Annotated in this window: 25 protein-coding genes; 11 read left to right on the top strand and 14 right to left on the bottom strand. The window is 70.2% G+C overall.

The genetic code is table 11. The features are described from left to right. Nucleotides 1-15: 15 nt before the first annotated feature. The gene (locus AB0D34_RS14830) at nt 16-2472 is read left to right on the top strand and encodes a glycoside hydrolase family 3 C-terminal domain-containing protein (protein WP_362661433.1); all 2457 of its coding nucleotides are present in this window, start codon (nt 16-18) and stop codon (nt 2470-2472) included. A 74-nt stretch (nt 2473-2546) separates the two neighbouring features. Here the strand turns inward: AB0D34_RS14830 and AB0D34_RS14825 are convergent, their stop codons facing one another. Together AB0D34_RS14825 and AB0D34_RS14820 are read right to left on the bottom strand one after the other, a co-directional pair. Continuing rightward, nucleotides 2547-3518, bottom strand: a complete 972-nt coding sequence (locus tag AB0D34_RS14825; protein WP_362661431.1) for an aldose epimerase family protein — start codon at nt 3516-3518, stop codon at nt 2547-2549. Between the two features lie 10 nt (nt 3519-3528). Beyond that, the gene (locus tag AB0D34_RS14820) at nt 3529-4419 is read right to left on the bottom strand and encodes an SGNH/GDSL hydrolase family protein (RefSeq protein WP_362661429.1); all 891 of its coding nucleotides are present in this window, start codon (nt 4417-4419) and stop codon (nt 3529-3531) included. A 250-nt stretch (nt 4420-4669) separates the two neighbouring features. Between AB0D34_RS14820 and AB0D34_RS14815 the strand changes: the two genes are divergently transcribed. Beyond that, nucleotides 4670-5164 carry a DUF3145 domain-containing protein gene (locus AB0D34_RS14815; protein ID WP_362661427.1) on the top strand — a complete coding sequence of 165 codons (495 nt, stop codon included), beginning with the start codon at nt 4670-4672 and terminating at the stop codon, nt 5162-5164. A gap of 66 nt (nt 5165-5230) precedes the next feature. On the opposite strand, the gene fabF is transcribed toward AB0D34_RS14815, so the two are convergent. From fabF to fasR, 5 genes are all read right to left on the bottom strand, one after another. Next, on the bottom strand, nt 5231-6511 hold the full coding sequence (fabF, locus tag AB0D34_RS14810) for a beta-ketoacyl-ACP synthase II (RefSeq protein WP_362661425.1): 1281 nt from the start codon (nt 6509-6511) through the stop codon (nt 5231-5233). Between the two features lie 102 nt (nt 6512-6613). Next, nucleotides 6614-6862 carry an acyl carrier protein gene (locus tag AB0D34_RS14805; protein WP_152787270.1) on the bottom strand — a complete coding sequence of 83 codons (249 nt, stop codon included), beginning with the start codon at nt 6860-6862 and terminating at the stop codon, nt 6614-6616. A 77-nt stretch (nt 6863-6939) separates the two neighbouring features. After that, nucleotides 6940-7935, bottom strand: coding sequence for a ketoacyl-ACP synthase III (locus AB0D34_RS14800; protein WP_362661423.1), 996 nt, complete (start codon nt 7933-7935; stop codon nt 6940-6942). Nucleotides 7936-7951: 16 nt separating this feature from the next. Further along, nucleotides 7952-8875, bottom strand: coding sequence for an ACP S-malonyltransferase (locus AB0D34_RS14795; RefSeq protein ID WP_362661421.1), 924 nt, complete (start codon nt 8873-8875; stop codon nt 7952-7954). Between the two features lie 89 nt (nt 8876-8964). Beyond that, a complete protein-coding gene (fasR, locus tag AB0D34_RS14790) occupies nt 8965-10170 on the bottom strand; it encodes a fatty acid biosynthesis transcriptional regulator FasR (RefSeq protein WP_362661419.1) in 1206 nt (401 codons plus the stop codon). Nucleotides 10171-10263: 93 nt separating this feature from the next. Here fasR and AB0D34_RS14785 point away from each other — a divergent pair, with 93 nt between their 5' ends. Then, nucleotides 10264-10938 carry a pirin family protein gene (locus AB0D34_RS14785; RefSeq protein ID WP_362661417.1) on the top strand — a complete coding sequence of 225 codons (675 nt, stop codon included), beginning with the start codon at nt 10264-10266 and terminating at the stop codon, nt 10936-10938. 129 nt (nt 10939-11067) lie between these two features. After that, nucleotides 11068-11628: a hypothetical protein gene (locus AB0D34_RS14780; protein WP_362661415.1), complete on the top strand. Its 561-nt coding sequence runs from the start codon at nt 11068-11070 to the stop codon at nt 11626-11628. A gap of 27 nt (nt 11629-11655) precedes the next feature. On the opposite strand, the gene AB0D34_RS14775 is transcribed toward AB0D34_RS14780, so the two are convergent. Beyond that, complete coding sequence (locus AB0D34_RS14775; protein WP_362661413.1) at nt 11656-12477, bottom strand: serine hydrolase domain-containing protein; 822 nt, start codon at nt 12475-12477, stop codon at nt 11656-11658. 19 nt (nt 12478-12496) lie between these two features. Beyond that, nucleotides 12497-12967 carry a GNAT family N-acetyltransferase gene (locus AB0D34_RS14770; RefSeq protein WP_362661411.1) on the bottom strand — a complete coding sequence of 157 codons (471 nt, stop codon included), beginning with the start codon at nt 12965-12967 and terminating at the stop codon, nt 12497-12499. 97 nt (nt 12968-13064) lie between these two features. Between AB0D34_RS14770 and AB0D34_RS14765 the strand changes: the two genes are divergently transcribed. Together AB0D34_RS14765 and AB0D34_RS14760 are read left to right on the top strand one after the other, a co-directional pair. Beyond that, nucleotides 13065-13532 (top strand): MerR family transcriptional regulator, encoded by a 468-nt coding sequence (locus AB0D34_RS14765; RefSeq protein ID WP_362661409.1) that lies wholly within the window; start codon nt 13065-13067, stop codon nt 13530-13532. Continuing rightward, nucleotides 13529-14545 (top strand): aldo/keto reductase, encoded by a 1017-nt coding sequence (locus tag AB0D34_RS14760; protein WP_362661407.1) that lies wholly within the window; start codon nt 13529-13531, stop codon nt 14543-14545. The genes AB0D34_RS14765 and AB0D34_RS14760 overlap by 4 nt, the downstream gene beginning before the upstream one ends. 1 nt (nt 14546) lies before the next feature. On the opposite strand, the gene AB0D34_RS14755 is transcribed toward AB0D34_RS14760, so the two are convergent. The 3 genes from AB0D34_RS14755 to AB0D34_RS14745 are packed head-to-tail and all read right to left on the bottom strand — an operon-like array spanning nt 14547 to nt 17373. After that, nucleotides 14547-15404: a DUF4429 domain-containing protein gene (locus tag AB0D34_RS14755; protein WP_362661652.1), complete on the bottom strand. Its 858-nt coding sequence runs from the start codon at nt 15402-15404 to the stop codon at nt 14547-14549. Nucleotides 15405-15462: 58 nt separating this feature from the next. Further along, nucleotides 15463-16683 carry an alpha/beta hydrolase gene (locus AB0D34_RS14750; RefSeq protein ID WP_362661405.1) on the bottom strand — a complete coding sequence of 407 codons (1221 nt, stop codon included), beginning with the start codon at nt 16681-16683 and terminating at the stop codon, nt 15463-15465. A 54-nt stretch (nt 16684-16737) separates the two neighbouring features. Further along, nucleotides 16738-17373 (bottom strand): TetR family transcriptional regulator, encoded by a 636-nt coding sequence (locus AB0D34_RS14745; RefSeq protein ID WP_362661403.1) that lies wholly within the window; start codon nt 17371-17373, stop codon nt 16738-16740. Between the two features lie 66 nt (nt 17374-17439). Here AB0D34_RS14745 and AB0D34_RS14740 point away from each other — a divergent pair, with 66 nt between their 5' ends. Both AB0D34_RS14740 and AB0D34_RS14735 read left to right on the top strand, forming a co-directional pair. After that, nucleotides 17440-19059 (top strand): MFS transporter, encoded by a 1620-nt coding sequence (locus tag AB0D34_RS14740; protein ID WP_362661401.1) that lies wholly within the window; start codon nt 17440-17442, stop codon nt 19057-19059. A 252-nt stretch (nt 19060-19311) separates the two neighbouring features. Next, entirely contained in the window at nt 19312-19623 is a 312-nt protein-coding gene (locus tag AB0D34_RS14735; RefSeq protein WP_362661399.1) for a small hydrophobic protein, read from the top strand. A 97-nt stretch (nt 19624-19720) separates the two neighbouring features. Here AB0D34_RS14735 and AB0D34_RS14730 read toward each other — a convergent pair whose 3' ends face one another. Beyond that, on the bottom strand, nt 19721-20458 hold the full coding sequence (locus tag AB0D34_RS14730) for a potassium channel family protein (RefSeq protein WP_362661397.1): 738 nt from the start codon (nt 20456-20458) through the stop codon (nt 19721-19723). A gap of 75 nt (nt 20459-20533) precedes the next feature. After that, nucleotides 20534-23266 (bottom strand): pyruvate dehydrogenase (acetyl-transferring), homodimeric type, encoded by a 2733-nt coding sequence (aceE, locus tag AB0D34_RS14725; protein WP_362661395.1) that lies wholly within the window; start codon nt 23264-23266, stop codon nt 20534-20536. 344 nt (nt 23267-23610) lie between these two features. Here aceE and AB0D34_RS14720 point away from each other — a divergent pair, with 344 nt between their 5' ends. From AB0D34_RS14720 to AB0D34_RS14710, 3 genes are all read left to right on the top strand, one after another. Then, on the top strand, nt 23611-24042 hold the full coding sequence (locus AB0D34_RS14720; RefSeq protein ID WP_164428760.1) for a DUF3052 domain-containing protein: 432 nt from the start codon (nt 23611-23613) through the stop codon (nt 24040-24042). A 109-nt stretch (nt 24043-24151) separates the two neighbouring features. Then, nucleotides 24152-24610 carry a peroxiredoxin gene (locus AB0D34_RS14715; protein WP_362661393.1) on the top strand — a complete coding sequence of 153 codons (459 nt, stop codon included), beginning with the start codon at nt 24152-24154 and terminating at the stop codon, nt 24608-24610. Nucleotides 24611-24707: 97 nt separating this feature from the next. Then, nucleotides 24708-25283 (top strand): TerD family protein, encoded by a 576-nt coding sequence (locus AB0D34_RS14710; RefSeq protein ID WP_362661391.1) that lies wholly within the window; start codon nt 24708-24710, stop codon nt 25281-25283. The last annotated feature ends 406 nt before the right edge of the window (nt 25284-25689 follow it).

Here is a 25689-nt window from a genome sequence, read left to right as displayed (position 1 = left end):
CGAGGAGGCGCCGCCATGGCCGCACCCAAGGCAGCCGAGGGACCCCGGGGCACCACCCCCGCCGACCAGGCCCGTGAGGCGGCCGTCGAGACGGCACTGGCCGCGCTCGACCTCGACGCCAAGGCGAGGCTCCTGGCCGGCCAGGACATGTGGACCCTGCCCGCGCTCCCCGGGATCGGCCTGGCCTCCCTCGTCATGTCCGACGGCCCGATCGGCGTCCGGGGTGTGCGCTGGAGCGCCGACGACCCGTCGATCGCCCTGCCCTCCCCGACCGCGCTGGCCGCCGCCTGGGACCCGGAACTCGCCCGCAGGGCAGGCGTGTTGCTCGCCCAGGAGGCCCGCCGCAAGGGCGTCCACGTCCTGCTCGCCCCCACCGTCAACCTCCACCGCTCCCCGCTCGGCGGCCGCCACTTCGAGGCCTACAGCGAGGACCCGTACCTGACCGGACGGATCGGCGCCGGGTACGTCAGGGGCGTACAGGAGGGCGGCGTCGGCACCACCGTCAAGCACTTCGTCGCCAACGACGCCGAGACCGACCGCTTCACCGTGAACAACCTGGTCTCCGAACGCGCCCTGCGCGAGCTGTACTTGGCGCCCTTCGAGCACATCGTCGAGAACGCCCACCCGTGGGGCATCATGACCGCGTACAACACGGTCAACGGCACGACCATGACCGAACACCACTACCTGGTCAACGAAGTCCTGCGCGGCGAATGGGGCTTCGACGGCTACAACGTCTCCGACTGGATGGCCGCCCGCTCCACGAAGGGCGCCATCGAGGGCGGCCTCGACGTCGCCATGCCCGGCCCGACCACCGTCTACGGCGAGGCCCTCGCCCGGGCCGTCCGCGACGGCGAGGTCGAGGAGAGCGCGGTCGACACGGCCGTACGCAACGTCCTGCGGCTCGCTGCCCGCGTCGGCATCCTGGCCGGTGCCGAACCCGCCGTCACCGAACTGCCGGACACCGTCGACGGCCCCGCACTGGCCCACGAGATCGCCCGCCGCTCCTTCGTGCTGGTCCGCAACCAGGGCGCGTTGCCGCTGAAGCAGGGCAAGGTCGCCCTCAGCGGCGCCGCCGCCCGTGACGCCCGGGTCCTCGGCGGCGGCTCCGCGACAGTCTTCCCGGACCGGATCGTCTCTCCGCTCGACGGCCTCACCGCCGCCCTGCCCGAGGGCACCCTCAGCTATGCCGTCGGCGCCGACCCCAACACCGAACTCGCCGTCGCCGACAAGGGGTTCACCCTCCGGACCGTCTGCCGCGACGCGGACGGGAACATCATCGGAACGGCCTCCGCGCCCAGCGGCCAGATCCAGTGGATGGGGTCGGACCTCCCCGAGGGCGTCACCCACGAGACCCTGCACACCGTCGAGCTGACCGGCACCTTCACCCCGCGCGAGACCGGCGAACACACCCTCGGCATCAAGGGACTCGGCGCCTTCAAACTGGTCGTCGACGGCACCACGTACTACGACGACGTGCAGAGCACCGACGAGGACGATCCCTTCATCACCTTCTTCGGCGCCCCCGAGCCCCGCGCCCGGGTCCGACTGACCGCGGGCGAGCCGGTCGAGGTCTCCCTGACGTACGTCGTCGACCTCCCCGAGAACCTGCCGATGAAGGTCATCGCGTTCTCCCTCGCCCACCAGGACCCGCAGCGTGACCCCGACGAGCTGATCGCCGAGGCCGTCGAGGCGGCCCGCGACGCCGACACCGCCGTCGTCGTGGTCGCCACCACCGACCGCGTCGAGTCCGAGGGCTACGACCGCAAGGACCTGACCCTCCCCGGCCGTCAGAACGACCTGGTCCGCGCGGTCGCCGCCGCCAACCCGAACACCGTCGTGATCGTCAACTCCGGCTCCCCGGTGGAACTGCCCTGGCGCGAGGACGTCGCCGCGATCCTGCTCAGCTGGTTCCCCGGCCAGGAGGGCGGCGCGGCCCTCGCCGACGTCCTGACCGGCGCCCACGAACCCGGCGGCCGCCTCCCCACCACCTGGGGCACCCTGGCCGACGCCCCAGTCACCCGGGTCACCCCGGAGCGCGGCGAACTCCCTTACGGCGAAGGCGTCTTCATCGGCTACACGGCCTGGCAGAAGGAGGGCCGCACCCCGGTCTACCCCTTCGGCCACGGCCTCGGCTACACCGAGTGGACCTACGAGTCCGCCGAGGTCCAGGGGAGCACCGTCCGGGTCCGCCTGCGCAACTCCGGCGCCCGCCCCGGCCGCGAGGTCGTCCAGGTCTACCTGGCGCCCGCCGAACCCGACGCCGAGCGCCCGGCCCGCAGGCTCGCCGGATTCGCGGGAGCCGAGGCCGGCCCCGGCGAGAGCGTCGAGGTCACCGTGGAGATCCCGCGCCGGGCCTTCGAGATCTGGGACGAGAAGACCTCGTCGTGGTCGCATGTGAAGGGTTCGTACGAAATCCAGGTCGGACGCTCGATCGAGGACCGTCGGCTCACCGTGACGATTAACGTCTGATCCCAGAGGGCATAGCCCTCGCACAAGCCAGCCCCGGCCCGGGACCTGACCCCTGGGCCGGGGCTCGTGCGTTCCTACCGCGTGCCGAAGCCGTACACCGTCTCCGACCGGTAGACCTCGCCCGGGCGCAGCACCGTGCTCGGGAACTCCGGCCGGTTGGGGGAGTCGGGGAAGTGCTGGGTCTCCAGCGCGATGCCGTCACCGGGCGCGAAGGGCTCAGGCAGATGGTCCGCGGTGTACAGCTGGAGCCCCGGCTCGGTGGTCGCGACCGACAGCACCCGCCCGGAGGAGGGGTCGTACAGCTCGGCGACCTCGACCGCCTGCGAGGTGATCCCCTTGTCGAGCACGAAGTTGTGGTCGTAGCCCGCCCCGACCTTCCGCGCCTCGCGGAAGTCGAACCGCGTGTCCGCGACCTCCTCGACCCCAGTCGGGATCAGGTCCGCGTCGACCGGCGTGAACCGCGAGGCGTCGATCCGCAGCTCGTGCCCGCCCGCGTTCCCGGAACCGGCCAGGTTGAAGTAGCTGTGGTTGGTCAGGTTCACGAGGGTCGCCGCGTCGGTGACCGCCTCGTACGCGATCCGCAGCGCCCCCGACTCGTCCAGCGAGTAGGTCCCCGAGACCTCGAGCCGCCCGGGGAAGCCCTCTTCACCGTGCGCACTGACCCGGCTCAGCCGCACCCCGTGCTCGCCGACCGGCTCCGCGTCCCACACCCGCTTGTCGAAGCCGGACTCGCCGCCGTGCAGGGAGTTGGGCGCGTTGTTGGGCGCCAGCGCGTACGTCAGCCCGTCCAGCTCGAAACGGCCGCCCGCGATCCGGTTCGCGTACCGCCCGATGAAGGCCCCCAGATACGGCCCCGGGTGCTCCAGATACCCGTCCAGATCGGCGAACCCCAGCACCACGTCCGCGGTGTGCCCGTCCCGGTCCGGGATCTCGACGGACTGCACGATCCCGCCGTACGTCAGGATCCGCACCCGGACGCCCGCGCGCTCCAGGGTCCAGCGGTGGACGGGTGTGCCGTCGGAAAGTGTGGCGAAGAGTTCGTTCATGTGCGGAACTTTAGGTCACGGCCGTGACCTTGCGGAACGCGATCTCCGCCAGCCGCGCCTGTCCGTTCACACTGGGGTGGAACCAGTCCCAGTGGCTGAGCTGGTCGGTGCCGAACCGGTAGTCGTATACCGCGCCCCCGTCGTACCGGCAGTGCTCGTCCTGGGCGCACACCGACTTCAGTACGGCGTTGTAGTCCTCCACCCGCTCCTGCACGGTGTCCCGCCGCTCGGTCGCCGCCGCGTCCAGGGCGTCCGCGTCGGCCAGCATCGAGGGGCAGATGCCCAGCTTCCACACCTGCTTGCCCATCGGGTTGGTGCGCCCCTCGGACCACAGCCGCTTGAGGTTGGGCACGCTCGCCACGTACACCTGCGCCTTGGGCGCCCGCTTGCGGAGCACGCTCAGCGCGTCCTCGAAACCGGACCGGAAGTCGGCCACCGGCGTCATCGCCGCCGTGGAGTCCCGGCAGGCGTCGTTGGCCCCCACCATCACCGTCACCAGGCCGGGCGTCCGCGCCGCCGCCTGGGCCATCTGCCCGGACAGATCGGCCATCCGCGCCCCGGACACCGCGTAGTTCCAGCTCCGCGAGGCCGCCTTCGCCTTCCCCAGCAGCCGTACGGCGAGAGAGTCGACCCGGGTGCTGCTCCCGGTGGCCCAGGACACGTCGGGACAGTCCGCGAGGACCCCGCACGCGTCGAAGCCGCGGGTGATGGAGTCGCCGACGGCGGCCATCGAGGCGGGGCTGCTGTCCCAGGCCGGGGTCGGTGTCGGAGACGCCTTGGTCTTCCCGGCGGCCGTGGGTGCCGCCGAGTCGCCGCCCACGGCGTCACAGCCGGCGACGCCCAGGAGTGCCGCCGTCAGGACGGCGACGACGGCCCGCGAGCGGTGGCCCTGCTTGCGCATCCGTGGTGTTCCCCTCGTGAAATGGTCGTCCTCTCATAACAACGCACGAGAGTTCCCGGCGGCCACGATGGAACGATCGGGACCCGTACTAGCGTCCTGCCGGGTGAATGGCGGAGGTTTCGGGGCATCGGGACCGACGGTACGTCACACTCCTTGCGCCGCCGCACGGTAGCCTCGCCATCAACGTGGCTGCCTGCCATCGCCGCCATGCCAGCCAGCAAGACTTGTCCCGCTCTGCCCGGAGGTCCCGGTGACGACACGTGGAGTCCTGTACGTGCACTCCGCGCCGCGCGCGCTGTGCCCACACGTCGAGTGGGCCGTCGCCGGGGTGCTCGGCACACGCGTCAGCCTCGACTGGATCCGGCAGCCGGCCGCGCCGGGCACCTGGCGTTCGGAGTTCTCCTGGAAGGGCGAGGTCGGCACCGCGTCCAAGCTCGCGTCCGCCCTCAGAGGCTGGCACCTCCTGCGCTTCGAGGTCACCGCCGAGCCCTGCCCCACCGCCGAGGGCGAACGCTACAGCTGCACCCCCGAGCTCGGCATCTTCCACGCCGTCACCGGCATCCACGGCGACATCCTGATCCCGGAGGACCGCCTGCGGGCGGCGCTCGCGCGCTCACAGCAGGGCGAGACGAATCTGGAGTCCGAACTGGCGAAGCTCCTGGGCAAACCCTGGGACGACGAGTTGGAGCCGTTCAGGTACGCCGGCGAGGGCGCCCCGGTCCGCTGGCTGCACCAAGTCGTCTGAGTCTTCCGTACAGGTGAAGGGCCCCCACCGACCGGTGGGGGCCCTTCACTTACGTACAGGCGATTCTCAGACCGTGCGGAACGCCAGCACCACGTTGTGCCCACCGAACCCGAACGAGTCGTTCAGTGCGGCGATACGGCCCTCCACGGGCAGCTTCCGCGCCTCGCCACGCACCACGTCCGCGTTGGCCTCGGCCTCGGGGTCGAGGTTCTCGACGTTGATGGTCGGCGGAGCGATCCGGTTGTACAGCGCGAGCACCGTCGCGACCGTCTCCACGCCGCCCGCGCCACCCAGCAGGTGGCCGGTCATCGACTTGGTGGCCGACACGGCGATGTGGTCCGCGTCGTCGCCGAACACCTTCCGCAGCGCCTTGAGCTCGGCGATGTCACCGGCGGGCGTCGACGTGGCGTGCGCGTTGACGTGCACGATCTCCGCCGGGTCCAGGTCGGTGCTGTCCAGCAGGTGCTGGAGCGCGTGCGAGATACCGCGGCCCTCCGGCTCCGGCTGCACGATGTCGTGGGCGTCGGCGGAGACACCCTGTCCGACCGCCTCGGCGTACACCCGCGCCCCGCGCTTGGCGGCGTGCTCGGCGGACTCCAGGACGACGACACCGGCACCCTCGCCGAGGACGAAACCGTCCCGGGCGACGTCGTAGGGACGCGAGGCGCCCTCGGGGTTCTCGTTGTTCTTGGACATCGCCATCATGTTGCCGAACGCGGCGATGGGCAGCGGGTGGATCGCCGCCTCCGTACCACCGGCGACGACGACGTCGGCGCGGCCGGTACGGATCATCTCGATGGCGTAGCCGATGGCCTCGGCGCCCGACGCGCAGGCGGAGACCGGGGTGTGCACACCCGCGCGGGCGCCCACGAGCAGACCCACGTTGGCGGACGGGCCGTTGGGCATGAGCATGGGCACGGTGTGCGGGGAGACGCGGCGGACGCCCTTCTCCTTGAGCACGTCGTACTGGTCGAGGAGGGTCGTGACACCGCCGATGCCGGAGGCGATGACGGCGCCGAGACGGTCCGGGTCGACCTCGCCGACCGAGCCGTCCTCGCCGGCCTTGCCTTCGAAACCGGCGTCCGCCCACGCCTCCTTGGCCGCGATCAGCGCGAACTGCGCCGAGCGGTCCAGGCGTCGGGCCTGCGGCCGGGGGATGACCTCGGTCGGCTCAACGGCGATCTGCGCGGCGATGCGGACCGCCTGATCGGCGGCCCACTCCTGCTCCAGGGGCTTGACGCCGGACTTGCCGGCGACCAGACCCTCCCAGGTAGAGGCCGCGTCGCCACCCAGCGGTGTGGTTGCGCCGATACCGGTGACGACCACGGTGCGATTGGTCGGGCTCACGGGAAATCTTTCTCCAACGTTACGAGGATTAAGCGGCGCCACCGCCGGGTGGCGGGGCCGGGGCACGTCCGGCCTGGGGGCTCCTGGCGGAGCCCGGTCTACTCAGGCCTGGTGCTTGAGGATGTACTCGGTCGCGTCGCCGACCGTCTTGAGGTTCTTGACGTCGTCGTCCGGGATCTTGACATCGAAGCGCTCTTCGGCGGCGACGACGACCTCGACCATGGACAGCGAGTCGACGTCCAGGTCGTCGGTGAAGGACTTGTCCAGCTGGACGTCCTCAACCGGGATGCCGGCGATCTCGTTCACGATGTCGGCGAGACCGGCGACGATCTCTTCCTGAGTGGCGGCCATTTGGCGCTCCTTCGTTTTCTTATCCAGAGGGTTGGCAGTGCTTCCCGTCCCGGACCGGTCGATCCGGCACGGAGTGCCTAGGGGAGGGTAACGACAGTGGCGGCGTAGACGAGACCCGCCCCGAATCCGATGACGAGCGCGGTGTCGCCGCTCTTCGCCTCGCCGGTCGCCAGAAGCCGCTCCATCGCGAGCGGGATCGAGGCGGCCGAGGTGTTGCCGGTGGTGCGTACGTCACGCGCGACCGTGACGTGCTCCGGCAGCTTCAGCGTCTTCACCATCGAGTCGATGATCCGCTCGTTGGCCTGGTGGGGAATGAAGACGTCCAGGTCGTCCGGGCTGATCCCGGCCGCGTCCAGCGCCTGCTGGGCGACCTTCGCCATCTCGAACACGGCCCAGCGGAACACCGCCTGGCCCTCCTGCGTGATCGCAGGGAACTTGCCCGTGGAGTCGTACTCGTTCCACGCCACGGTCTGCTTGATGGTCTCGGACTTGTCGCCCTCGGAGCCCCAGACCGTGGGGCCGATGGCAGGCTCCGTGGCGGGGCCCACGACGACCGCGCCCGCGCCGTCGCCGAACAGGAAGGCGGTGGCCCGGTCCTCGAGGTCGGTGAGGTCGGACAGCCGCTCCACGCCGATGACAAGGACGTACTCTGCCGAGCCCTCGACGATCATGCCCTTGGCGAGGGTGAGGCCGTAGCCGAAGCCCGCGCAGCCCGCCGAGATGTCGAAGGCGGCGGCCTTGTTCGTGCCCAGCTTGTCAGCGATCTCCGTCGCCACTGCCGGGGTCTGCTTGAAGTGCGAGACGGTCGAGACGATCACACCGCCGATCTGCTCGGCGGAGATCCCGGCGTCGGCGATCGCCTTGCCGGACGCCTCGATCGACATCGCGGCGACGGTCTCCTCGTCGTTGGCCCAGTGCCGGGTCTGGATGCCGGAGCGCGAGCGGATCCACTCGTCGGAGGAGTCGATCGTCTCGAGGATCACCTCGTTCGGCACGACCCGGGTCGGGCGGTAGCCGCCGACCCCGAGGATGCGCGCGTACGGGGCGCCCTTGCTGGGCTTGATCTTCGACATGCTCTCGTGCTCCTTCTCAGGCACCGTGCTCGGCGATGAGCTCGCGAGCAGCGTCGAGGTCGTCGGGGGTCTTCAGGGCCAGCGTCTTCACGCCCGGCAGCGCGCGCTTGGCGAGGCCGACCAGCGTGCCGCCGGGGGAGACCTCGATGAACGCGGTGGCGCCGAGCTCCTTGAAGGTCTCCATGCACAGGTCCCAGCGGACCGGGTTGGCGACCTGGCCGACCAGCCGCTCAAGCACCTCGGCGCCGGTGGCGACGGACCGGCCGTCCTTGTTCGAGACGTACGTGACCGTCGGGTCGGCCGGCGTGAGGTCGGCGGCGGCCTTGGCCAGCGCGTCGACCGCGGGAGCCATGTGGTGCGTGTGGAAGGCGCCGGCGACCTTGAGCGGGACGACCTTGCGGACGCCCTCGGGCTTGTCGTCGTTCAGCACGGCGAGCTGCTCCAGCGTGCCCGCGGCGACGATCTGCCCGGCGCCGTTGACGTTCGCCGGGGTCAGGCCCAGCTTCTCCAGGTGCGCGACGGAGACCTCGGGGTCGCCACCGAGCAGCGCCGACATCCCGGTCTCGGTGATCGCGGCGGCGTCGGCCATGGCCAGACCCCGCTTGCGTACGAGGGTGAGGGCGGCGGTCTCTTCCAGGACGCCCGCGAAGGCGGCGGCGGTGATCTCACCGACGCTGTGCCCGGCGACCGCGCCGGGGGCGATGTCGGTGATGGCACCGAGTGCCGAGGCGGACAGGATCCCGGCCGCGACCAGCAGCGGCTGGGCCACCGAGGTGTCGCGGATGGCGTCCGCGTCGGCCTGTGTGCCGTAGTGGACGAGGTCCAGTCCGATGGCGTCGGACCACGCGGCGACGCGGTCGGCGGCACCGGGGAGTTCGAGCCAGGGAGTCAGGAAGCCGGGCGTCTGGGCGCCCTGGCCGGGAGCGACGAGTACGAGCACTCTCACACTCTCTCTTGAGGGCGGCCCAAGCCGCCCGTGGGGACAGGGACGAAGAACAAGGGGGGGTTTTGTGGGCCCCCGACAAAAGCCTAGGGTTGCAGATCCCCGTCGGCCAGACGCCCCAGGATGAGTGCGATCCGCAAGGTGAACGCGGAACGTACATCGGAGGGCGACCAGCCGGTGACGTCAGTCACACGTCGAAGCCGGTAGCGCACGGTGTTGGGATGCACGAACAGCATCCGGGCCGCACCCTCCAGACTGGACGCCTGTTCGAGGTAGACGGAGAGTGTCTCCAGGAGCGCGGACCCGGCCTCCTCCAGCGGTCTGTAGATCTCCTCCACCAACTGCTCACGCGCACCGGGATCACCGGCCATCGCGCGTTCCGGAAGCAGGTCGTCCGCCAGCACCGGGCGCGGGGCGTCCTGCCAGGCCGAACACGCCTTGAGCCCCGCGGCGGCGGCCTGCGCGGACCGGGTGGCGGCCAGCAGATCGGGTACGACGGGCCCGGCGACCACCGGTCCGGCCGCGTAGGGCCCGATCAGCGACTTGGCCACGGCGAGGGGATTGTCGCTGCCGCCCGCGATGACGACGAGCCGGGCCCCGAGCACCCCGGTCAGGACCTGGAGCTTGGCGTGCCGGGCGGCTCGCCGGATGGCCTCGACGGTCAGCTCGGAGTCACCGTCGGGCGCGGTGCCGAGAACGACACAGACATGCTCGGGCGCGTTCCACCCGAGAGCCGCCGCCCTGCTCACGGCCCCTTCGTCGGCCTCCCCGCTGAGCACGGCGTTGACGACCAGGGACTCCAGGCGGGCGTCCCAGGCACCGCGTGCCTCGGCGGCCTGGGCGTAGACCTGCGCGGTGGCGAAGGCGATCTCGCGGGCGTACACGAGCAGGGCCTCACGCAGTACGGACTCGTCACCGGGGGCGGCGACCTCGTCGATCGCGCTCTCCATGACCTCGATGGTGGTGCGCACCATCTCCACGGTCTGCCGCAGTGTGATGGCCCGGGTCAGCTCACGGGGCGCCGTCCCGAACACGTCGGTGGAGATGGCCTGCGGGGCGTCCGGATGCCGGAACCACTCGGTGAAGGCCGCGATGCCGGCCTGGGCGACCAGCCCGATCCAGGAACGGTTCTCCGGAGGCATGGCCCGGTACCACGACAGCGTCTCGTCCATACGCGCGATGGCCTGCGCGGCGAGCGAGCCGGACGACTTCTCCAGCCGCCTGAGGGTCGCGGCGTGGGGATGGGCGGCGGGTGCGGAGGCGTCGGGTTCGCGGCGTTCGGGTTCGGGCACGGGGACAAGACTGCCTTATCCGGACGTCAGCGTGCGCCGCCGGGTACCGAGTGGACCGCCCCGGGCCACCCGTCCTGCGGCTACCGTGGTCCCGTGACGGACGTACGGCGCGCGACGGAGCGCTATCCAGGCGGGGACACCGGGGCCGGGATCGAGTCCTGGCACGCCTTCTCGTTCGGGCCGCACTACGACCCCGACAACCTCCGCTTCGGCGCGCTGATCGCCTGTAACGAGGAGCGGCTGCTGCCCGGGGCCGGATTCGACGAGCACCCGCACAGCCACACCGAGATCGTGACGTGGGTGGTCGAGGGGGAGCTCACGCACCGGGACTCGACGGGGCACGAGACGGTCGTACGCGCCGGTGACGTCCAGCGGCTCAGCGCCGCCGCGGGTGTCCGGCATGTCGAGCGCAATGACGCCGAGTCCCCGCTGACCTTCGTACAGACCTGGCTGGCGCCCCTGGAGCCGGGCGGCGAGCCGTCGTACGAGATCGTCCGCGGGATCGCCGACGCGACGCCGTACGCGATCCCGGAGGCGGGCGCGATGCTCCATGTACGGCGGCTGGGCGCGGGGGAGCGGACCGCGGTGCCGGACGCGGCCTACGTCTACGTCCATGTCGTACGCGGTGAAGTGCGGCTAGGTGAGGCGGAGTTGGGGCCGGGTGACGCGGCGCGGATCGCGGGCGCGCGGGAGCTGGAGCTGGTCGCGGGCGGGGCCGCGGAGGTACTGCTGTGGGAGATGGCCGCGGAATTGAACGGGCCTCGCTAGCTCACAGGTTCGATACCCGAACGTACATAGCAGAGAGCGCATGGCCGGTCACATGCTGTTTGGCTTGCGTCGAGGCCGCCGAGCCCCGGTGCCTGTGCCGATCCACTCTTCACGAGGAGAGCAGACAGCATGAACCTCGCCCCCCGCACCCTGATACGCGCCGCCGTCCCCGCCCTGGCCGCAGGCATGGTCCTGACCGCGTTCACCCTGCCCGCCGCCGCGCAGGAGCCGCCCGGCTCGTGGGTGATCCGCTCCGGCAACACGGTCCAGCTCTCGGCGCGCAGCGGCGTCGCCAACGAGGTCACCATCGGCATCAACCAGGCCGACGGGCACCTGATCGTCGAGGACCAGGCGGGCATCGGCGCGTTCAACGGCTGCCGGCGGCTGCCGAACAGCACCATCTCCGCCGACTGCGGCGCCGGCGTCACCACACTGCAGATCTCGCTCGGCGACCTCGGAGACAGCCTGTTCATCCTCGACTCCGTCACCGCCAACGCCTCCGTCAGCGCGGGCTCGGGCCCGGACACCGTCATGACCGGCGGCGGCAACGACTCGATCGTCGTCCGGGACGGTGTGCGCGGCAACGACTCCGTGAACTGCGACGGCAACCCGACCGCCGGCGCCGACCAGGTGGTCGCAGACCCGGGCGACAACGTCTCGCTGAGCTGTGAGCGCCGGGTCTCCTACTGACCGTCGGAGCAACGAGGCGGGTCGGCGCTACCGGCGCAGCTCCGCCAGGACGGCGTCCGTGAACGCCGGCCACGCCTCGACCGCCCAGGGCCCGAACGCCCGGTCCGTCAGCGCCACGCAGGCCGCCCCGGCGTCCGGGTCGATCCACAGGAACGTACCGGACTGGCCGAAGTGCCCGAAGGTGCGGGGCGAGGACGAAGACCCCGTCCAGTGGGGGGACTTGGAGTCGCGGATCTCGAAGCCGAGGCCCCAGTCGTTGGGGTTCTGGTGGCCGTAGCCCGGCAGGACGCCCTTCGTACCCGGGTACTGGACCGTCATCGCCTCCGCGACGGTACGGGGGTCAAGGAGCCGTGGTGCCTGGACCTCGGCCGCGAAGCGCAGCAGGTCCTCGACCGTCGAGACGCCGTCCTTGGCGGGCGAGCCTTCCAAGGAGGTCGAGGTCATGCCCAAGGGCTCCAGCACCGCCTGCCGCAGGTACTCGGCGAAGGGGATGTCCGTCGCCTTGGCGATGTGGTCGCCGAACTGCTCGAAGCCCGCGTTCGAGTACAGCCGGCGCTCCCCGGGCGGGGCCGTCACGCGGTGCTCGTCGAAGGCGAGACCCGAGGTGTGCGCCAGCAGATGCCGTACGGTCGCCCCGGCGGGCCCGGCCGGCTCGTCGAACTCGATCGCACCCTCCTCGTACGCGACGAGGGCGGCGTAGGCCGCGAGCGGCTTGGTGACCGAGGCCAGCGGAAAGCGGTGGCCCGTCGGACCGTGGGTGCCGAGGACCGTGCCGTCGGCCCGCACCACCCCCGCCGAGGCGATGGGAACCGGCCAGTTTTCGATCAACGCGAGGCTCTGCAGGGACATGCCGTCGAGAGTAAGCCGCTCAGAGCCTCAGCATCATCGTGGGGTCCGGCTTGGGGACGAAGCCGAGGGAGGTGTAGAGCGGCTCGGCCGCCGGGGACGCGGTCAGCATGACCTGTCCGGCGCCGCGCTCGCGGAACCACGCGAGGAGTTCGTCCATGCACGCGCGCGCGTACCCGCGCCGACGCGCGCCCGGGTCGGTGGCGACACTGAAGACGTACCCGGCAAGTCCGCGCGGGTTGCCCGCCTTGCCGATCCGGTAGTCGACCGTCCCGACCACCAGCGCGGCCAGCGCCCCCGGCCGGTCCGGGTGGTCGACGACGAAGGCCGCGAAGTCCCCGTCGGCCTCGCCCAGTCTCTCCCGCAGCGACGGCAGCGCCTCCGTGTGCCAGGCCGTGGAGGCGTCCCCGCCGGGCAGGTCGTCGATCATCACCTGGCGCAGCCGCAGCACTTCCGCGGCGTCCTCGGGCAGGGCCCGGCGTACGAGACTCATGCCCCGCACGCTAGCCATCCGATCCGTGTGCCGTCCTGTGGATTTCTTACCGGTACCGCTTGCCTGGAGTGCACTCCAAGGCCATAGCGTTGAGGCCATGACGGTGATGGAGACCACGAGTACCAGGACCGACAGCTGTGCCGCCCCGCCGCAAGCCCACCGGCGCCCCAACGGCCAGGACAGCTACACGATCAGCGAGGTCGTCGCCTTCACCGGCCTGACCGCGCACACCCTGCGCTGGTACGAGCGCATCGGCCTGATGCCGCACATCGACCGCTCGCACACCGGCCAGCGCCGCTACAGCAACCGCGACCTCGACTGGCTCGCCTTCGTCGGCAAGCTCCGGCTCACCGGCATGCCGGTCGCCGACATGGTCCGGTACGCGGAACTGGTGCGGGAGGGCGACCAGACCTTCGGCGACCGCTTCAAGCTGCTGGAGGCGACCCGCCGGGACGTGCTGGCCCGGATCGCGGAGCTCCAGGACACCCTCGCCGTGCTCGACCACAAGATCAGCTTCTACGCCGAGGCCGACCGCGCCGACTGGGAGAAGGAGAAGGCAGGATGACCGACAGCAGGATCCCCACCGCACGACTGGGCGAGAACGGCCCCGAAGTCGGTGTCCAGGGACTCGGCTGCATGGGCATGAGCTTCGCGTACGGCCCCACGGACGCGAAGGAGTCCCGGGCCACCCTGGAACGGGCCCTGGAACTCGGCATCACGCTCTACGACACGGCGGACGCCTACGGCAACGGGGAGAACGAGAAGTTCCTGTCCCCGTTCTTCAAGGCCCACCGCGACGAGGTCGTGATCGCCACCAAGTTCGCCCTGGCGATACCCCCGGACGACCCGACCCGGCGGATCATCCGCAACGACCCGCCGTACATCCGCCAGGCCGTCGAGGCGAGCCTGAAGCGCCTGGACGTCGACGCGATCGACCTCTACTACATGCACCGGCGCGATGTGAACGTGCCGATCGAGGAGACCGTCGCCGTCATGGCCGAGCTGGTGCGCGAGGGCAAGGTCAAGCACCTGGGCCTGAGCGAGGTCACCGCGGCGGAGCTGCGCGCGGCGCAGGCCGTGCACCCCATCGCCGCGCTCCAGTCGGAGTGGTCCCTGTTCAGCCGGGACATCGAGGCCCAGGTGGTCCCGGCCGCCCGCGAACTGGGCGTCACCCTCGTCCCGTACTCCCCGCTCGGCCGAGGCTTCCTCACCGGCTCCTTCACCAACGCCGACAAGGACCTCACCGCCGACGACTTCCGCCGCCAGCAGCCCCGCTTCACCGGTGACAACGCCACGGCGAACGCGGCCCTGCTGGCCCCGATCCGCACGGTGGCCGAGGCCCACGGGGTCTCCCTCGCGCAGATCGCCCTGGCCTGGGTCCAGCAGCAGACGACGGTCCACGCCCTCCCGGTCGTCCCGATCCCGGGCACCCGCAAGCCCACCAGGGTCGAGGAGAACGCGACGGCGACGACCATCGAGCTCACCAAGGAGGAACTGGAGCTCCTGGAACCGATAGCGGCCCAGGTGGCAGGAGATCGTTACGCGGACATGCGGTTCTCTTCAGCAGGCAGGGAGTAGGTCAGAGCTCCGCCAACAACTCCGCCTTCTTCACGGCGAACTCCTCGTCGGTGACCAGCCCGGCCTGATGCAACTCCCCCAGATGGCGAATCCGTTCGGCGATGTCCGCGGGGTCCCGGCGCGGCGCGGTCGCGGCCGGGACCACTGCCGCGGGCCCTCGTTGCCGTACGGCCGCGAGGACCGCGGCCGCGAACGGCAACGACTCGTGGACGGGCCCGTATCCGAGCCCGAAGACCACCGCTGCCGGATCCTGGTCCGCCTGCACCGGCCCCGGTTCCCCGCTCAGCAGCCGCAGATGCCCCTCGAAGACCTCCGGTGACCGCCATTCGACACCCGTCAGCTCGGACACCGGGAAACTCTGGTCGCCGGCCTTCCACTTCGCCGAGGACGCACCCGTCCAGAACCAGCGGAAGTGCACGGTACGGCCGTCGAAGGACGCCTTCCCGTCGTACGCCTTGAACTGCAACGGCACCCCGGGCGCCGGCACCAGAAAACGTTCCGCGGGCTCGTCGTCCTCTTTCAGCAGCGCGCGCAGCTCGTCCGCGTAGTACTCGGCGAGCGTCTCCTTGTCGGCCGGCAGCACCAGCCGGTACGGGTCGCTCCCGTCCTTCAGCTGCCCCGCCGCCGCCTCCATGAGCGGATCCGCCCCGGGCCGCGGCTCGGCGTGCAACACGACCGTGCCCCGCTTGCCGGGAGTCAGCGTCACCCCGGAGATCGCCTCCAGGGGAATCCGTCGTTCCCCCAGCGCCTGGAAGAGCTTCGGTGTGCGAATCCCCCGTTCGTAGCGGATGAGCACGGAGTCGGACTCGAACTCCCAGGCGGCATGAAATCCGGCCAGTACGTCACCCATGCGGGTCATCGTATGCGGCACGAGCTCCTTCGTCCCCTCCTCGCGCAGACCGCAGTTCCTGCAGTCTCTACGCGCGTCCGGCCGTGGCCGTGCCGGACAAACCGGCGCGGCAGGCTTCGTCCTCGTGGGCGCAGTGCACCGAGCGGTATGCGCCAATGCCGATCTCGGCGAAGTTGAGCAGGCTCTCCGTTCCGGGCTCGAAGTAACCGGCGTGCCCGTCGGCACCCCGCGCGGACAGCACGCGCGCGCCGAACGCGGAGGACACCGGGTCGGCACCGTGACCGAGCCCGCCGACCTCCATGTACGGCACGTCCTGGATCCAGTCGTTGGCGTCCCGCATCGCCCACACATGCGCGGAGGTGCGCAGACGGGAGGCGTTCGCGGCCCGCATCCCGGGGCTGCCGGCCACCGCGATGTCGGCCACCCGGTCCGGCAGCGTGTGCGCGGCCACCCCGCACACCACGGAGCCGTAGCTGTGGCAGAACAGGGAGACGGTCGAGGTGCCGGGCAGGCCCCGCACCAGGGCGTTCAGCCGTACGGCACCGTCCTCGGCGCGCATAGCGGTGGCCGAGTCGATGCCCAGTCCGGCGGGTGCCGTGTAGTCGGCCCAGGCGATCACCGCCGTACGCGTGGCCGGGCTCGCGGCGCGCTCGGCGTCGTAGAGGGCCTGGGCCATGCCGACCGGCGCGGAGTAACTGCGGTTGGTGCGCTGGAAGGTGAGCAGGTCGGTGTCGACCCCGGGCACGATGACGGAGACCCGTTCCGCCGTGCGCAGATCGCCGAAGACCTCGGCGATCCGGCCGGAGCCGTCGGGGTCGAAGGCGAGGATGTGGCGCTCCGGGGCCGTCAGCGACTCGAAGCGGTGCATACGGCGGCCCGCTTCCTGCTGACCGGCGGGCGTGAGCCGGGGGTCGTGCATGCGTTTGCGCTCGGCACCGCGGGCCTGGAGCAGCGCGAGGCGGTTGGCCTGGTAGCGCAGGGCGACGGGGGCGCCGTTCATGTTGCCGACCGCGAGCGGGTAGCGCTGGGCGAGGCGGACGCGGTCCTGGGAGGTGAGGGAGGCGAAGAATCGCGTGAGCTGCGCGGGGGCGGCGGTGTCCGGGTCCGGCAGCCGGTGTCCGTGGAGGCGGCCGTGCGCCCAGGACTCGAGCGAGGCCTGGAGCGGGGTGGCCTCCCTCTGGTTGCGCAGCGCGGTCCAGCCGGTGGTCGCCAGCATCACGAACACCACGGCCAGCGCGAGCAGTGCGCGCCAGACGTTGAGTTGCGGGGAGGTGTCGAAGGAAGTCACTGAAAGGACACACTAGGAGAACGAGACGGTCTCGGGTTAATCGAGTGACGGGTATCACGTTTTGGTGTAAGGGGTCCACTTGCCCGCCAGGGCCGGCCCCAGCAGTTCGAGGTGGGAGACGGTCAGCTCCCGGATGGCCTCCAGGCTGAAGTCCCCGTCCGTCAGCCACTGGCGCTCCGTCACCCGCATCACCGCGCCGAAGGCGGCCACCGTCAGCCGCGGCCGCGGGTCGGTCTCCGGATCGAGGCCCTCCCGTTCGGCGAGCACGCGCGCGAGGACCTCCTCGGACTCCAGGGAGCGCCGCAGATGCGCGGCGAGCAGCACGGGCGTCGACTCGATCACCCGGTACATGCGCAGGAACTGCTCCACCGACACGACCGAATCGACCACCTCCTGCAGGGTGTCCCACCCCTGCAGGACGGCCTGGCGCAGCGCCTCCAGCGGGGCTTCGTGCGCCGGACGCGCGCGTACGGCCTCGACGAAGTGCGCCACCGTCATCTGGTCGAGCGCGAGGGCCGCCTCCTCCTTGCCGGCGAAGTAGCGGAAGAAGGTGCGCTGCGAGACCTCGACGGCGTCGGCGATGTCGTCGACGGTCGTCCCCTCGTAGCCGCGGGTGGTGAACAGTTCGACGGCGGCCCGGATCAGTGCCTCCCGGGTGCGCTGCTTCTTGCGTTCGCGCAGTGTTTCCATTGGTGTCAGTTACCGACTTGTGAATTGGTTTGTCAATTGTCAGTGGCTGTCACTAGCCTCGAACACATGACTAGTCAGACCACCATCGATACGACGGGACCGGGGGACAGGGCATCACAGTCCCCGTCGGATCAGCCACCTGCCTCGGGACTGCGCGGCCACCCCTGGCTCACCCTCCTGACCGTGGCCGTCGGCGTCATGATGGTGGCCCTCGACGGCACCATCGTGGCCATCGCCAACCCGGCCATCCAGGCCGACCTCAAGGCGAGCTTCGCGGACGTCCAGTGGATCACCAACGGCTACTTCCTCGCGCTGGCCGTCGCCCTGATCACCGCGGGCAAGCTCGGTGACCGTTTCGGCCACCGCCAGACCTTCCTGATCGGTGTCGTCGGCTTCGCCGCCGCGTCGGGCGCGATCGGGCTGTCCGGTTCCATCGCCGCGGTCGTCACCTTCCGCGTGTTCCAGGGCCTGTTCGGCGCCCTGCTGATGCCGGCCGCGCTCGGTCTGCTGCGGGCCACCTTCCCGGCCGAGAAGCTGAACATGGCGATCGGCATCTGGGGCATGGTCATCGGCGCCTCCACCGCCGGCGGCCCGATCCTCGGCGGTGTGCTCGTCGAGCACGTCAACTGGCAGTCGGTGTTCTTCATCAACGTGCCGGTCGGCGTCCTCGCCCTCGTCCTGGGCGTGCTGATCCTGCTCGACCACCGCGCGGAGAACGCCCCGCGCTCCTTCGACATCCTGGGCATAGCCCTGCTGTCGGGCGCCATGTTCTGTCTGGTGTGGGCGCTCATCAAGGCCCCGACCTGGGGCTGGGGCGACGGACTGACCTGGACCTTCATCGTCGTCTCCCTCGTGGGCTTCGCCCTCTTCGCCGTCTGGGAGACGAAGGTCAAGGAACCGCTGATCCCGCTCGGGCTGTTCCGCTCGCTGGCGCTGTCGGCGGGTGTCGTGCTGATGGTCCTCATGGCGATCGCGTTCATGGGCGGCCTGTTCTTCGTGACCTTCTACCTCCAGAACGTGCACGGTATGAGCCCGATCGACGCCGGACTCCACCTGCTCCCGCTCACCGGGATGATGATCGTCGGCTCCCCGCTGGCGGGCGTGATGATCACCAAGCTCGGCCCGCGCATCCCGCTGGCCGGCGGCATGGCGTCCGTCGCGATCGCCATGTTCGGGATGTCCACGCTGGAGACGGACACCGGCAGCGCGGTCATGTCGCTCTGGTTCGCCCTGCTCGGCCTCGGCCTCGCCCCCGTGATGGTCGGCGCCACCGAGGTCATCGTCGGTAACGCGCCCATGGAGCTGTCCGGTGTGGCCGGCGGTCTCCAGCAGGCCGCGATGCAGATCGGCGGCAGCCTCGGTACGGCCGTCCTGGGCGCCGTGATGGCCTCCAAGGTGGACGGCGACCTCGCGGCCAACTGGAAGGACGCGGGCCTGCCCGCGCTCACCCCGGCCCAGCTCGACCAGGCCTCGGAAGCGGTCCAGGTCGGCGTCCCGCCCGTCGCGAAGGGCACCCCGGCGGAGATCGCCGCGAAGATCACCGACGTCGCCCACGACACCTTCATCTCCGGCATGAGCCTCGCGTCCCTGGTCGCGTGCGGTGTCGCCGTGGTGGCCGTCCTGGTCGCGCTGCTCACCAAGCGGGGCGAGAACGCGGAGGCGGGGGCGGGCGTGGGCCACATCTGACGGGACTTCAGCGTTCTTCCCCTATCAGGGTGAAGAGGCTAAAGATTCCTCGCACCCGGTACGCGCCGCAGGTCACAGTAAGTCAAGCCCTCCGCACGGCACGCTCGTGCGACACGGTGGGCGGACGGCGCTGCGGCGCGCTGCCGGAGGGGGGCGGCGCGCCGCAAGGCCGGAGGATTAACGGCTCGGACCGGGGTACTCGCATCGTTGAACCCGAGACAAACCCAACCAACCAAGGGTGTCAGGGAGTTGATGATGGCGGGCTTCGGACACGGAACGCGCAAGTACCCCCGATCACGTGGCCGGACGTGGTCACGGACCGGGCCGGATCGCGCGACGCTCGGAATCATCGGAGCCATCTGCGCGGTCGCGGGCCTCTTCGTACTGGGCATCATCCTCGGCCCCATCGCGATCGTCTGCGGCTGGCTCGCCATGGGCCGCACCTGGTCGGGCGCCAACCGCGCCTGGCCGGCCCTGGTCGCCTTCGTACTGGGCGCCATCGACACGCTCCTGGCGATCATCTGGATCGCCGGAGCGGCCACCCCGGGCAGCGGGCTGTTCTGACCCGGGGCGCGTGAGGGAAGGGCCCCCGGTGGGACGACCGGGGGCCCGCCTCATGTCTGCCGACGGCTCTGCGGTGCGGGGCCGTGCCGTCCGGGGGCTACCCCCCGACGGACGTCTTCCGTAAGGCCGCGACCTCCGCCCGCAGGGCCCGGACTTCTTCCGTCAGGGTCCGGATCGCCTCCGTCTGCTCGCGTTCCTCCACGTCGTCCTTCTCGAAGCGCTCGATGAACCAGGCGGCGATGTTCGCGGTCACGACACCGAGCAGGGCGATGCCGGACAGCATCAGCCCGACCGCGATCATGCGGCCCAGTCCGGTGGTCGGGGCGTGGTCGCCGTACCCCACCGTCGTCATCGTTGTGAAGGACCACCACACCGCGTCACCCAGCGTGCGGATGTTCCCGTCCGGTGAGTCCCGCTCCACCGAGAGCACGGCCAGCGATCCGAACATCAGCAGCCCCACGACCGCCCCGGCGACATACGTCGTCACCCGGATCTGCGAGGCCATCCGCGCCCGCCGCCCCACGAGCATCAGCGTGGAGACGAGCCGCAGCAGCCGCAGCGGCTGTATCAGCGGCAGCAGGACCGCACACAGGTCCATCCAGTGCTTCCGTACGAATCCACGCCGGTCCCGCGAGAGCGTCAACCGTATGAGGTAGTCGACGGCGAAGGCCCCCCACACCACCCACTCGACCACCGTGCACGCCGCCGTCAACGACCGTCCCGCCGAGGTGTCCACGATCGGTACGGCATAGGCGACGGCGAAGAGCATCGCGAGCGCCAGAAGCGGCCGCTGGGTGTGCTGTTCCCAACGGACCTGCGCCGACTGTTCCTTCATGCCCGCATCGTAGAGAAACGGTGAAGGGGCGCGGGGAACTGCGCGACCAGCCCCCACGCGCCCGCAGCCGAACGACTACGCATCGCCCCCGGCAGCACCAGGGTCCGCAGCCGAAACATCCAGCAACTGGTACCGGTCGATGGCTTGCTTCAGCACCGACCGGTCCACCTTCCCCTCCCGGGCCAGCTCCGTCAGCACCCCCACCACGATCGACTGCGCGTCGATGTGGAAGAACCGCCGCGCCGCACCCCGGGTGTCCGCGAAGCCGAACCCGTCCGCGCCCAGCGACTGGTACGTACCCGGCACCCACCGCGCGATCTGGTCCGGAACCGCCCGCATCCAGTCGGACACGGCCACGAACGGCCCCTGCGCCCCGGCGAGCTTCCGCGTCACGTACGGCACCCGCTGCTCCTCCTCCGGGTGCAGCAGGTTGTACTCCTCGCAGGCCACGGCCTCGCGCCGCAGTTCGTTCCAGGAGGTCGCCGACCAGACGTCCGCCTTGACGTTCCACTCCTCGGCGAGGATCTTCTGCGCCTCGACCGCCCACGGCACCGCCACACCGGACGCCATGATCTGCGCCGGGATCGACCCGGAGGTGCCCTCGGAGAAGCGGTAGACGCCCTTGAGGATGCCCTCGGCGTCCACGTTCTCCGGCTCGGCCGGGTGCTGGATGGGCTCGTTGTAGACGGTGAGGTAATAGAAGACGTCCTCGCTGTCCGGGCCGTACATCCGGCGCAGACCGTCCTGCACGATGTGCGCGATCTCGAACCCGAACGCCGGGTCGTACGCCACGCACCCCGGGTTGGTCGAGGCGAGCAGCTGCGAGTGGCCGTCCGCGTGCTGGAGCCCCTCGCCGGTCAGAGTCGTACGGCCCGCGGTCGCACCCAGCACGAAACCGCGCGCCAGCTGGTCCGACATCTGCCAGAACTGGTCGCCGGTGCGCTGGAAACCGAACATCGAGTAGAAGACGTACACCGGGATCAGCGGCTCGCCGTGGGTGGCGTACGCCGAACCCGCCGCGATCAGCGAGGCCGTGCAGCCCGCCTCCGAGATGCCGTCGTGCAGCATCTGCCCGGTCGGGGACTCCTTGTACGCGAGCAGCAGTTCCCGGTCGACCGACTCGTACTGCTGGCCGAGCGGGTTGTAGATCTTCGCACTCGGGAAGAACGAGTCCATGCCGAAGGTGCGGTACTCGTCCGGCGCGATCAGCACGAACCGCTTACCGAGCTCCTTGTCCCGCATGAGGTCCTTGAGCAGTCGTACGAACGCCATGGTGGTGGCGATCGACTGCTGACCCGAGCCCTTCTTCACGGTCGCGTACGTCTTGTCGCCCGGCAGCGCGAGCGGCTTGGAGCGCACCACGCGCGTGGGGACGTAACCGCCGAGACCCCGTCGGCGGTCGTGCATGTACTGGATCTCCTCCGAGTCCCGGCCCGGGTGGTAGTACGGCGGCGCGCCGGACTCCAGCTCCTTGTCGGAGATCGGCAGGTGCAGCCGGTCGCGGAAGCCCTTGAGGTCGTCGACCGTCAGCTTCTTCATCTGGTGCGTGGCGTTGCGGCCCTCGAAGTTGGGGCCCAGCGTCCAGCCCTTGACGGTCTTCGCGAGGATGACCGTCGGCTGGCCCTTGTGCTCCACAGCCGCCTTGAAGGCCGCGTAGATCTTCTTGTGGTCGTGACCGCCGCGGCCCAGGTGCAGGATCTGGTCGTCGGTCATGCCCTCGACCATGGCGCGCAGCCGCTGGTCGTCGCCGAAGAAGTGGTCGCGGATGTAGCCCCCGGACTCGGTGGCGTAGGTCTGGAACTGGCCGTCCGGGGTGGTGTTCATCCGGTTGACGAGGATGCCGTCGCGGTCCTGCGCGAGCAGCGGGTCCCAGGTGCGGTCCCAGATCAGCTTGATGACGTTCCAGCCGGCGCCCCGGAAGACCGACTCCAGCTCCTGGATGACCTTGCCGTTGCCGCGCACCGGGCCGTCGAGGCGCTGGAGGTTGCAGTTGACGACGAAGGTGAGGTTGTCCAGGCCCTCGCGCGCGGCGATGGTGAGCTGGCCGAGCGACTCCGGCTCGTCCATCTCGCCGTCACCGAGGAACGCCCACACATGCGACTTCGACGTGTCGGCGATCTCGCGCGCGTGCATGTAGCGGTTCATCCGGGCCTGGTAGATCGCGCCGATCGGGCCGAGGCCCATCGACACGGTCGGGAACTCCCAGAAGTCCGGCATCAGGCGCGGGTGCGGGTACGAGGACAGGCCGTGCGGCGCCTTCGACTTCTCCTGGCGGAACGCGTCGAGGTTGGCCTCGCTGAGGCGGTCGAGCAGGAACGCGCGCGCGTAGATGCCCGGGGAGGCGTGGCCCTGGAAGAAGACCTGGTCGCCGCCGTCGCCCTCGTCCTTGCCGCGGAAGAAGTGGTTGAAGCCGACGTCGTAGAGGGACGCGGAGGAGGCGAAGGTGGCGATGTGGCCGCCGACGCCGATCCCGGGACGCTGGGCGCGCGAGACCATCACGGCCGCGTTCCACCGGGTGGCGTTCAGGATCTTCCGCTCGATCTCCTCGTTGCCCGGGAAGAACGGTTCAGCCCTGGTCGGGATGGTGTTCACGTAGTCCGTGCTGCGCATCTCGGGCACGGCCACGCGCTTCTCGCGGGCCCGCTCGATGAGCCGCAGCATCAGATAGCGGGCCCGCTCCCGGCCGCGCTCGTCCACGGCGGCGTCGAGGGAGTCGAGCCACTCCTGGGTTTCCTCGGGATCGAAGTCAGGAACCTGACTCGGAAGGCCGCCAATGATGATCGGGTTGCGATCGGATCCGGAAGCCACGCTGTTCCTTACCTGTCAGAGGGCCGTATTTCTGTATGTCTGCACCGCTCCCCATCGTGTACCTCGGGGGGCCAAACGTCATCTCTACTCCGGGGTAACCACGGCCTCCACACCCGGGTATGGTTCCCAAACACGCAAAGAGGGCAGAAAGGTGTGGCATGCGTCACGACGTGACCGCGATGATGTGCCTGGAGTTGCGGTGACACGTTCCAGAACGTCACCGTTTCGGCGGTCTGAAACGCCGGGTACTTGCGCGATCCGTCCCGCCCGTGTGGACTACGGCCAACGCTTCGCGCACGCGCGTGGCTTGAGACATACCCAAAGACAAGATCAGGAGGCACCCCGTGAGCGCGACCGCGGACCACGCGGAGACGAGCCCTGCCGTGAGGCTGGGGTTCCAGCCCGAGCAGGTGGTCCAGGAGATCGGCTACGACGACGACGTAGACCAGGAACTCCGCGAGGCCATCGAGGAAGTCATCGGCAGTGACCTTGTGGACGAGGACTACGACGACGTCGCCGATGCCGTGGTGCTCTGGTTCCGCGACGACGACGGCGATCTGACCGATGTGCTGGTGGACGCCACCACGTACATCGAGGAGGGCGGCTCGATCCTGCTGCTGACGCCGAAGACCGGCCGTGACGGCTATGTGGAGCCGAGTGACATCTCCGAAGCCGCGACGACGGCCGGGCTGTCCGCCTCCAAGAGCGTCAGTGTGGGCAAGGACTGGAGCGGCAGCCGACTGGTGACGCCCAAGGCGGCCAAGTCCAAGAAGTAGCCCCGTGGCAGCGGACGGGCCGGCGCGACCGGCCCGTCCGCTGCTGTGCGGTGATCGCTGCGTAGGGTGGTTCCGTAACCCGAACAGCCCCCGAAGGGACATCCACACGATGGCGATCCAGGTCGGCGAAAAGGCCCCCGACTTCGAGCTCAAGGACAACCACGGGCAGACCGTGAAGCTGTCCGACTTCCGTGGCAGCAAGAACGTCGTGCTGCTCTTCTACCCCTTCGCCTTCACCGGCGTGTGCACCGGTGAGCTGTGCGAGCTGCGTGACAACCTTCCGCAGTTCGCCGACCGCGACACCCAGCTGCTCGCCGTCTCCAACGACTCCATCCACACCCTGCGCGTCTTCGCCGAGCAGGAGGGCCTGGAGTACCCGCTGCTCAGCGACTTCTGGCCGCACGGCGAGGTCTCCCGCGCCTACGGTGTCTTCGCCGAGGACAAGGGCTGCGCGGTGCGCGGCACCTTCGTCATCGACAAGGAGGGCGTGGTCCGCTGGACCGTCGTCAACGCCCTGCCGGACGCCCGTGACCTGAACGAGTACGTCAAGGCGCTCGACACCCTGTGATTGTTCGCCTCCAGGGACTGCGTGGGGCGGGAACCCGTTACTAGGATCGAATCGTTGATCCGGCAGCATCTTCAAACAGCGAACCTATGGAGGACTCGTGGGAGTCAGCCTCAGCAAGGGCGGCAACGTATCGCTGACCAAGGAGGCCCCTGGCCTGACCGCGGTCATCGTCGGTCTGGGGTGGGACGTCCGCACCACGACCGGCACCGACTTCGACCTGGACGCCAGCGCGCTGCTGCTGAACGCGGCGGGCAAGGTCGCCAGCGACGCCAACTTCGTCTTCTTCAACAACCTCAAGAGCGCGGACGGCTCGGTCGAGCACACCGGCGACAACCTCACCGGTGAGGGCGAGGGCGACGACGAGCAGATCAAGGTGAACCTCGCCGCGGTCCCGGCCGACGTCGACAAGATCACCTTCCCGGTCTCGATCTACGACGCCGAGAACCGCCAGCAGTCCTTCGGCCAGGTGCGCAACGCGTTCATCCGCGTCGTCAACCAGGCCGGCGGCGCCGAGATCGCCCGCTACGACCTCTCGGAGGACGCGTCCACCGAGACCGCCATGGTCTTCGGCGAGCTCTACCGCAACGGCGCCGAGTGGAAGTTCCGCGCCATCGGCCAGGGCTACGCCTCGGGCCTGCGCGGCATCGCCCAGGACTTCGGCGTCAACGTCTGACGGGCCCCTCTGACGGCCGGGCGGGCCGCGTCGGTCTCCGCGCCGTCGCCACGCGGCCGACCGGTGCCCGGCGCGACCCGTTGCGGCCCGGACGGGGCAGTGAGGAGTCAGGGCCCCGCCCAGGTCGTACAGGGGTCTGTCTGGTCGGTCGGCTTCCGTGTGCTGTGCGGTGGGGGTGTGGGGCAGGGCTTCGGTTTTCTTCGTCCGTGGTGGGCGGGTGGCCGGTGTCTGGTGCGGTCCGTTGCGGCTGGGGCGGGGCAGTGAGGAGTCAGGGCCCCGCCCGGGTCGTACAGGGGTCTGTCTGGCTGGCCGGCTTCCGTGTGCTGTGCGGTGGGGGTGTGGGGCAGGGCTTCGGTTTTCTTCGTCCGTGGTGGGCGGGTGGCCGGTGTCTGGTGCGGTCCGTTGC

Source organism: Streptomyces sp. NPDC048420, from assembly GCF_040651535.1.
Taxonomy (GTDB): domain Bacteria; phylum Actinomycetota; class Actinomycetes; order Streptomycetales; family Streptomycetaceae; genus Streptomyces.
Note: the sequence above shows the minus strand (reverse complement) of the source record. Positions and strands in the feature narration are given on the sequence as shown.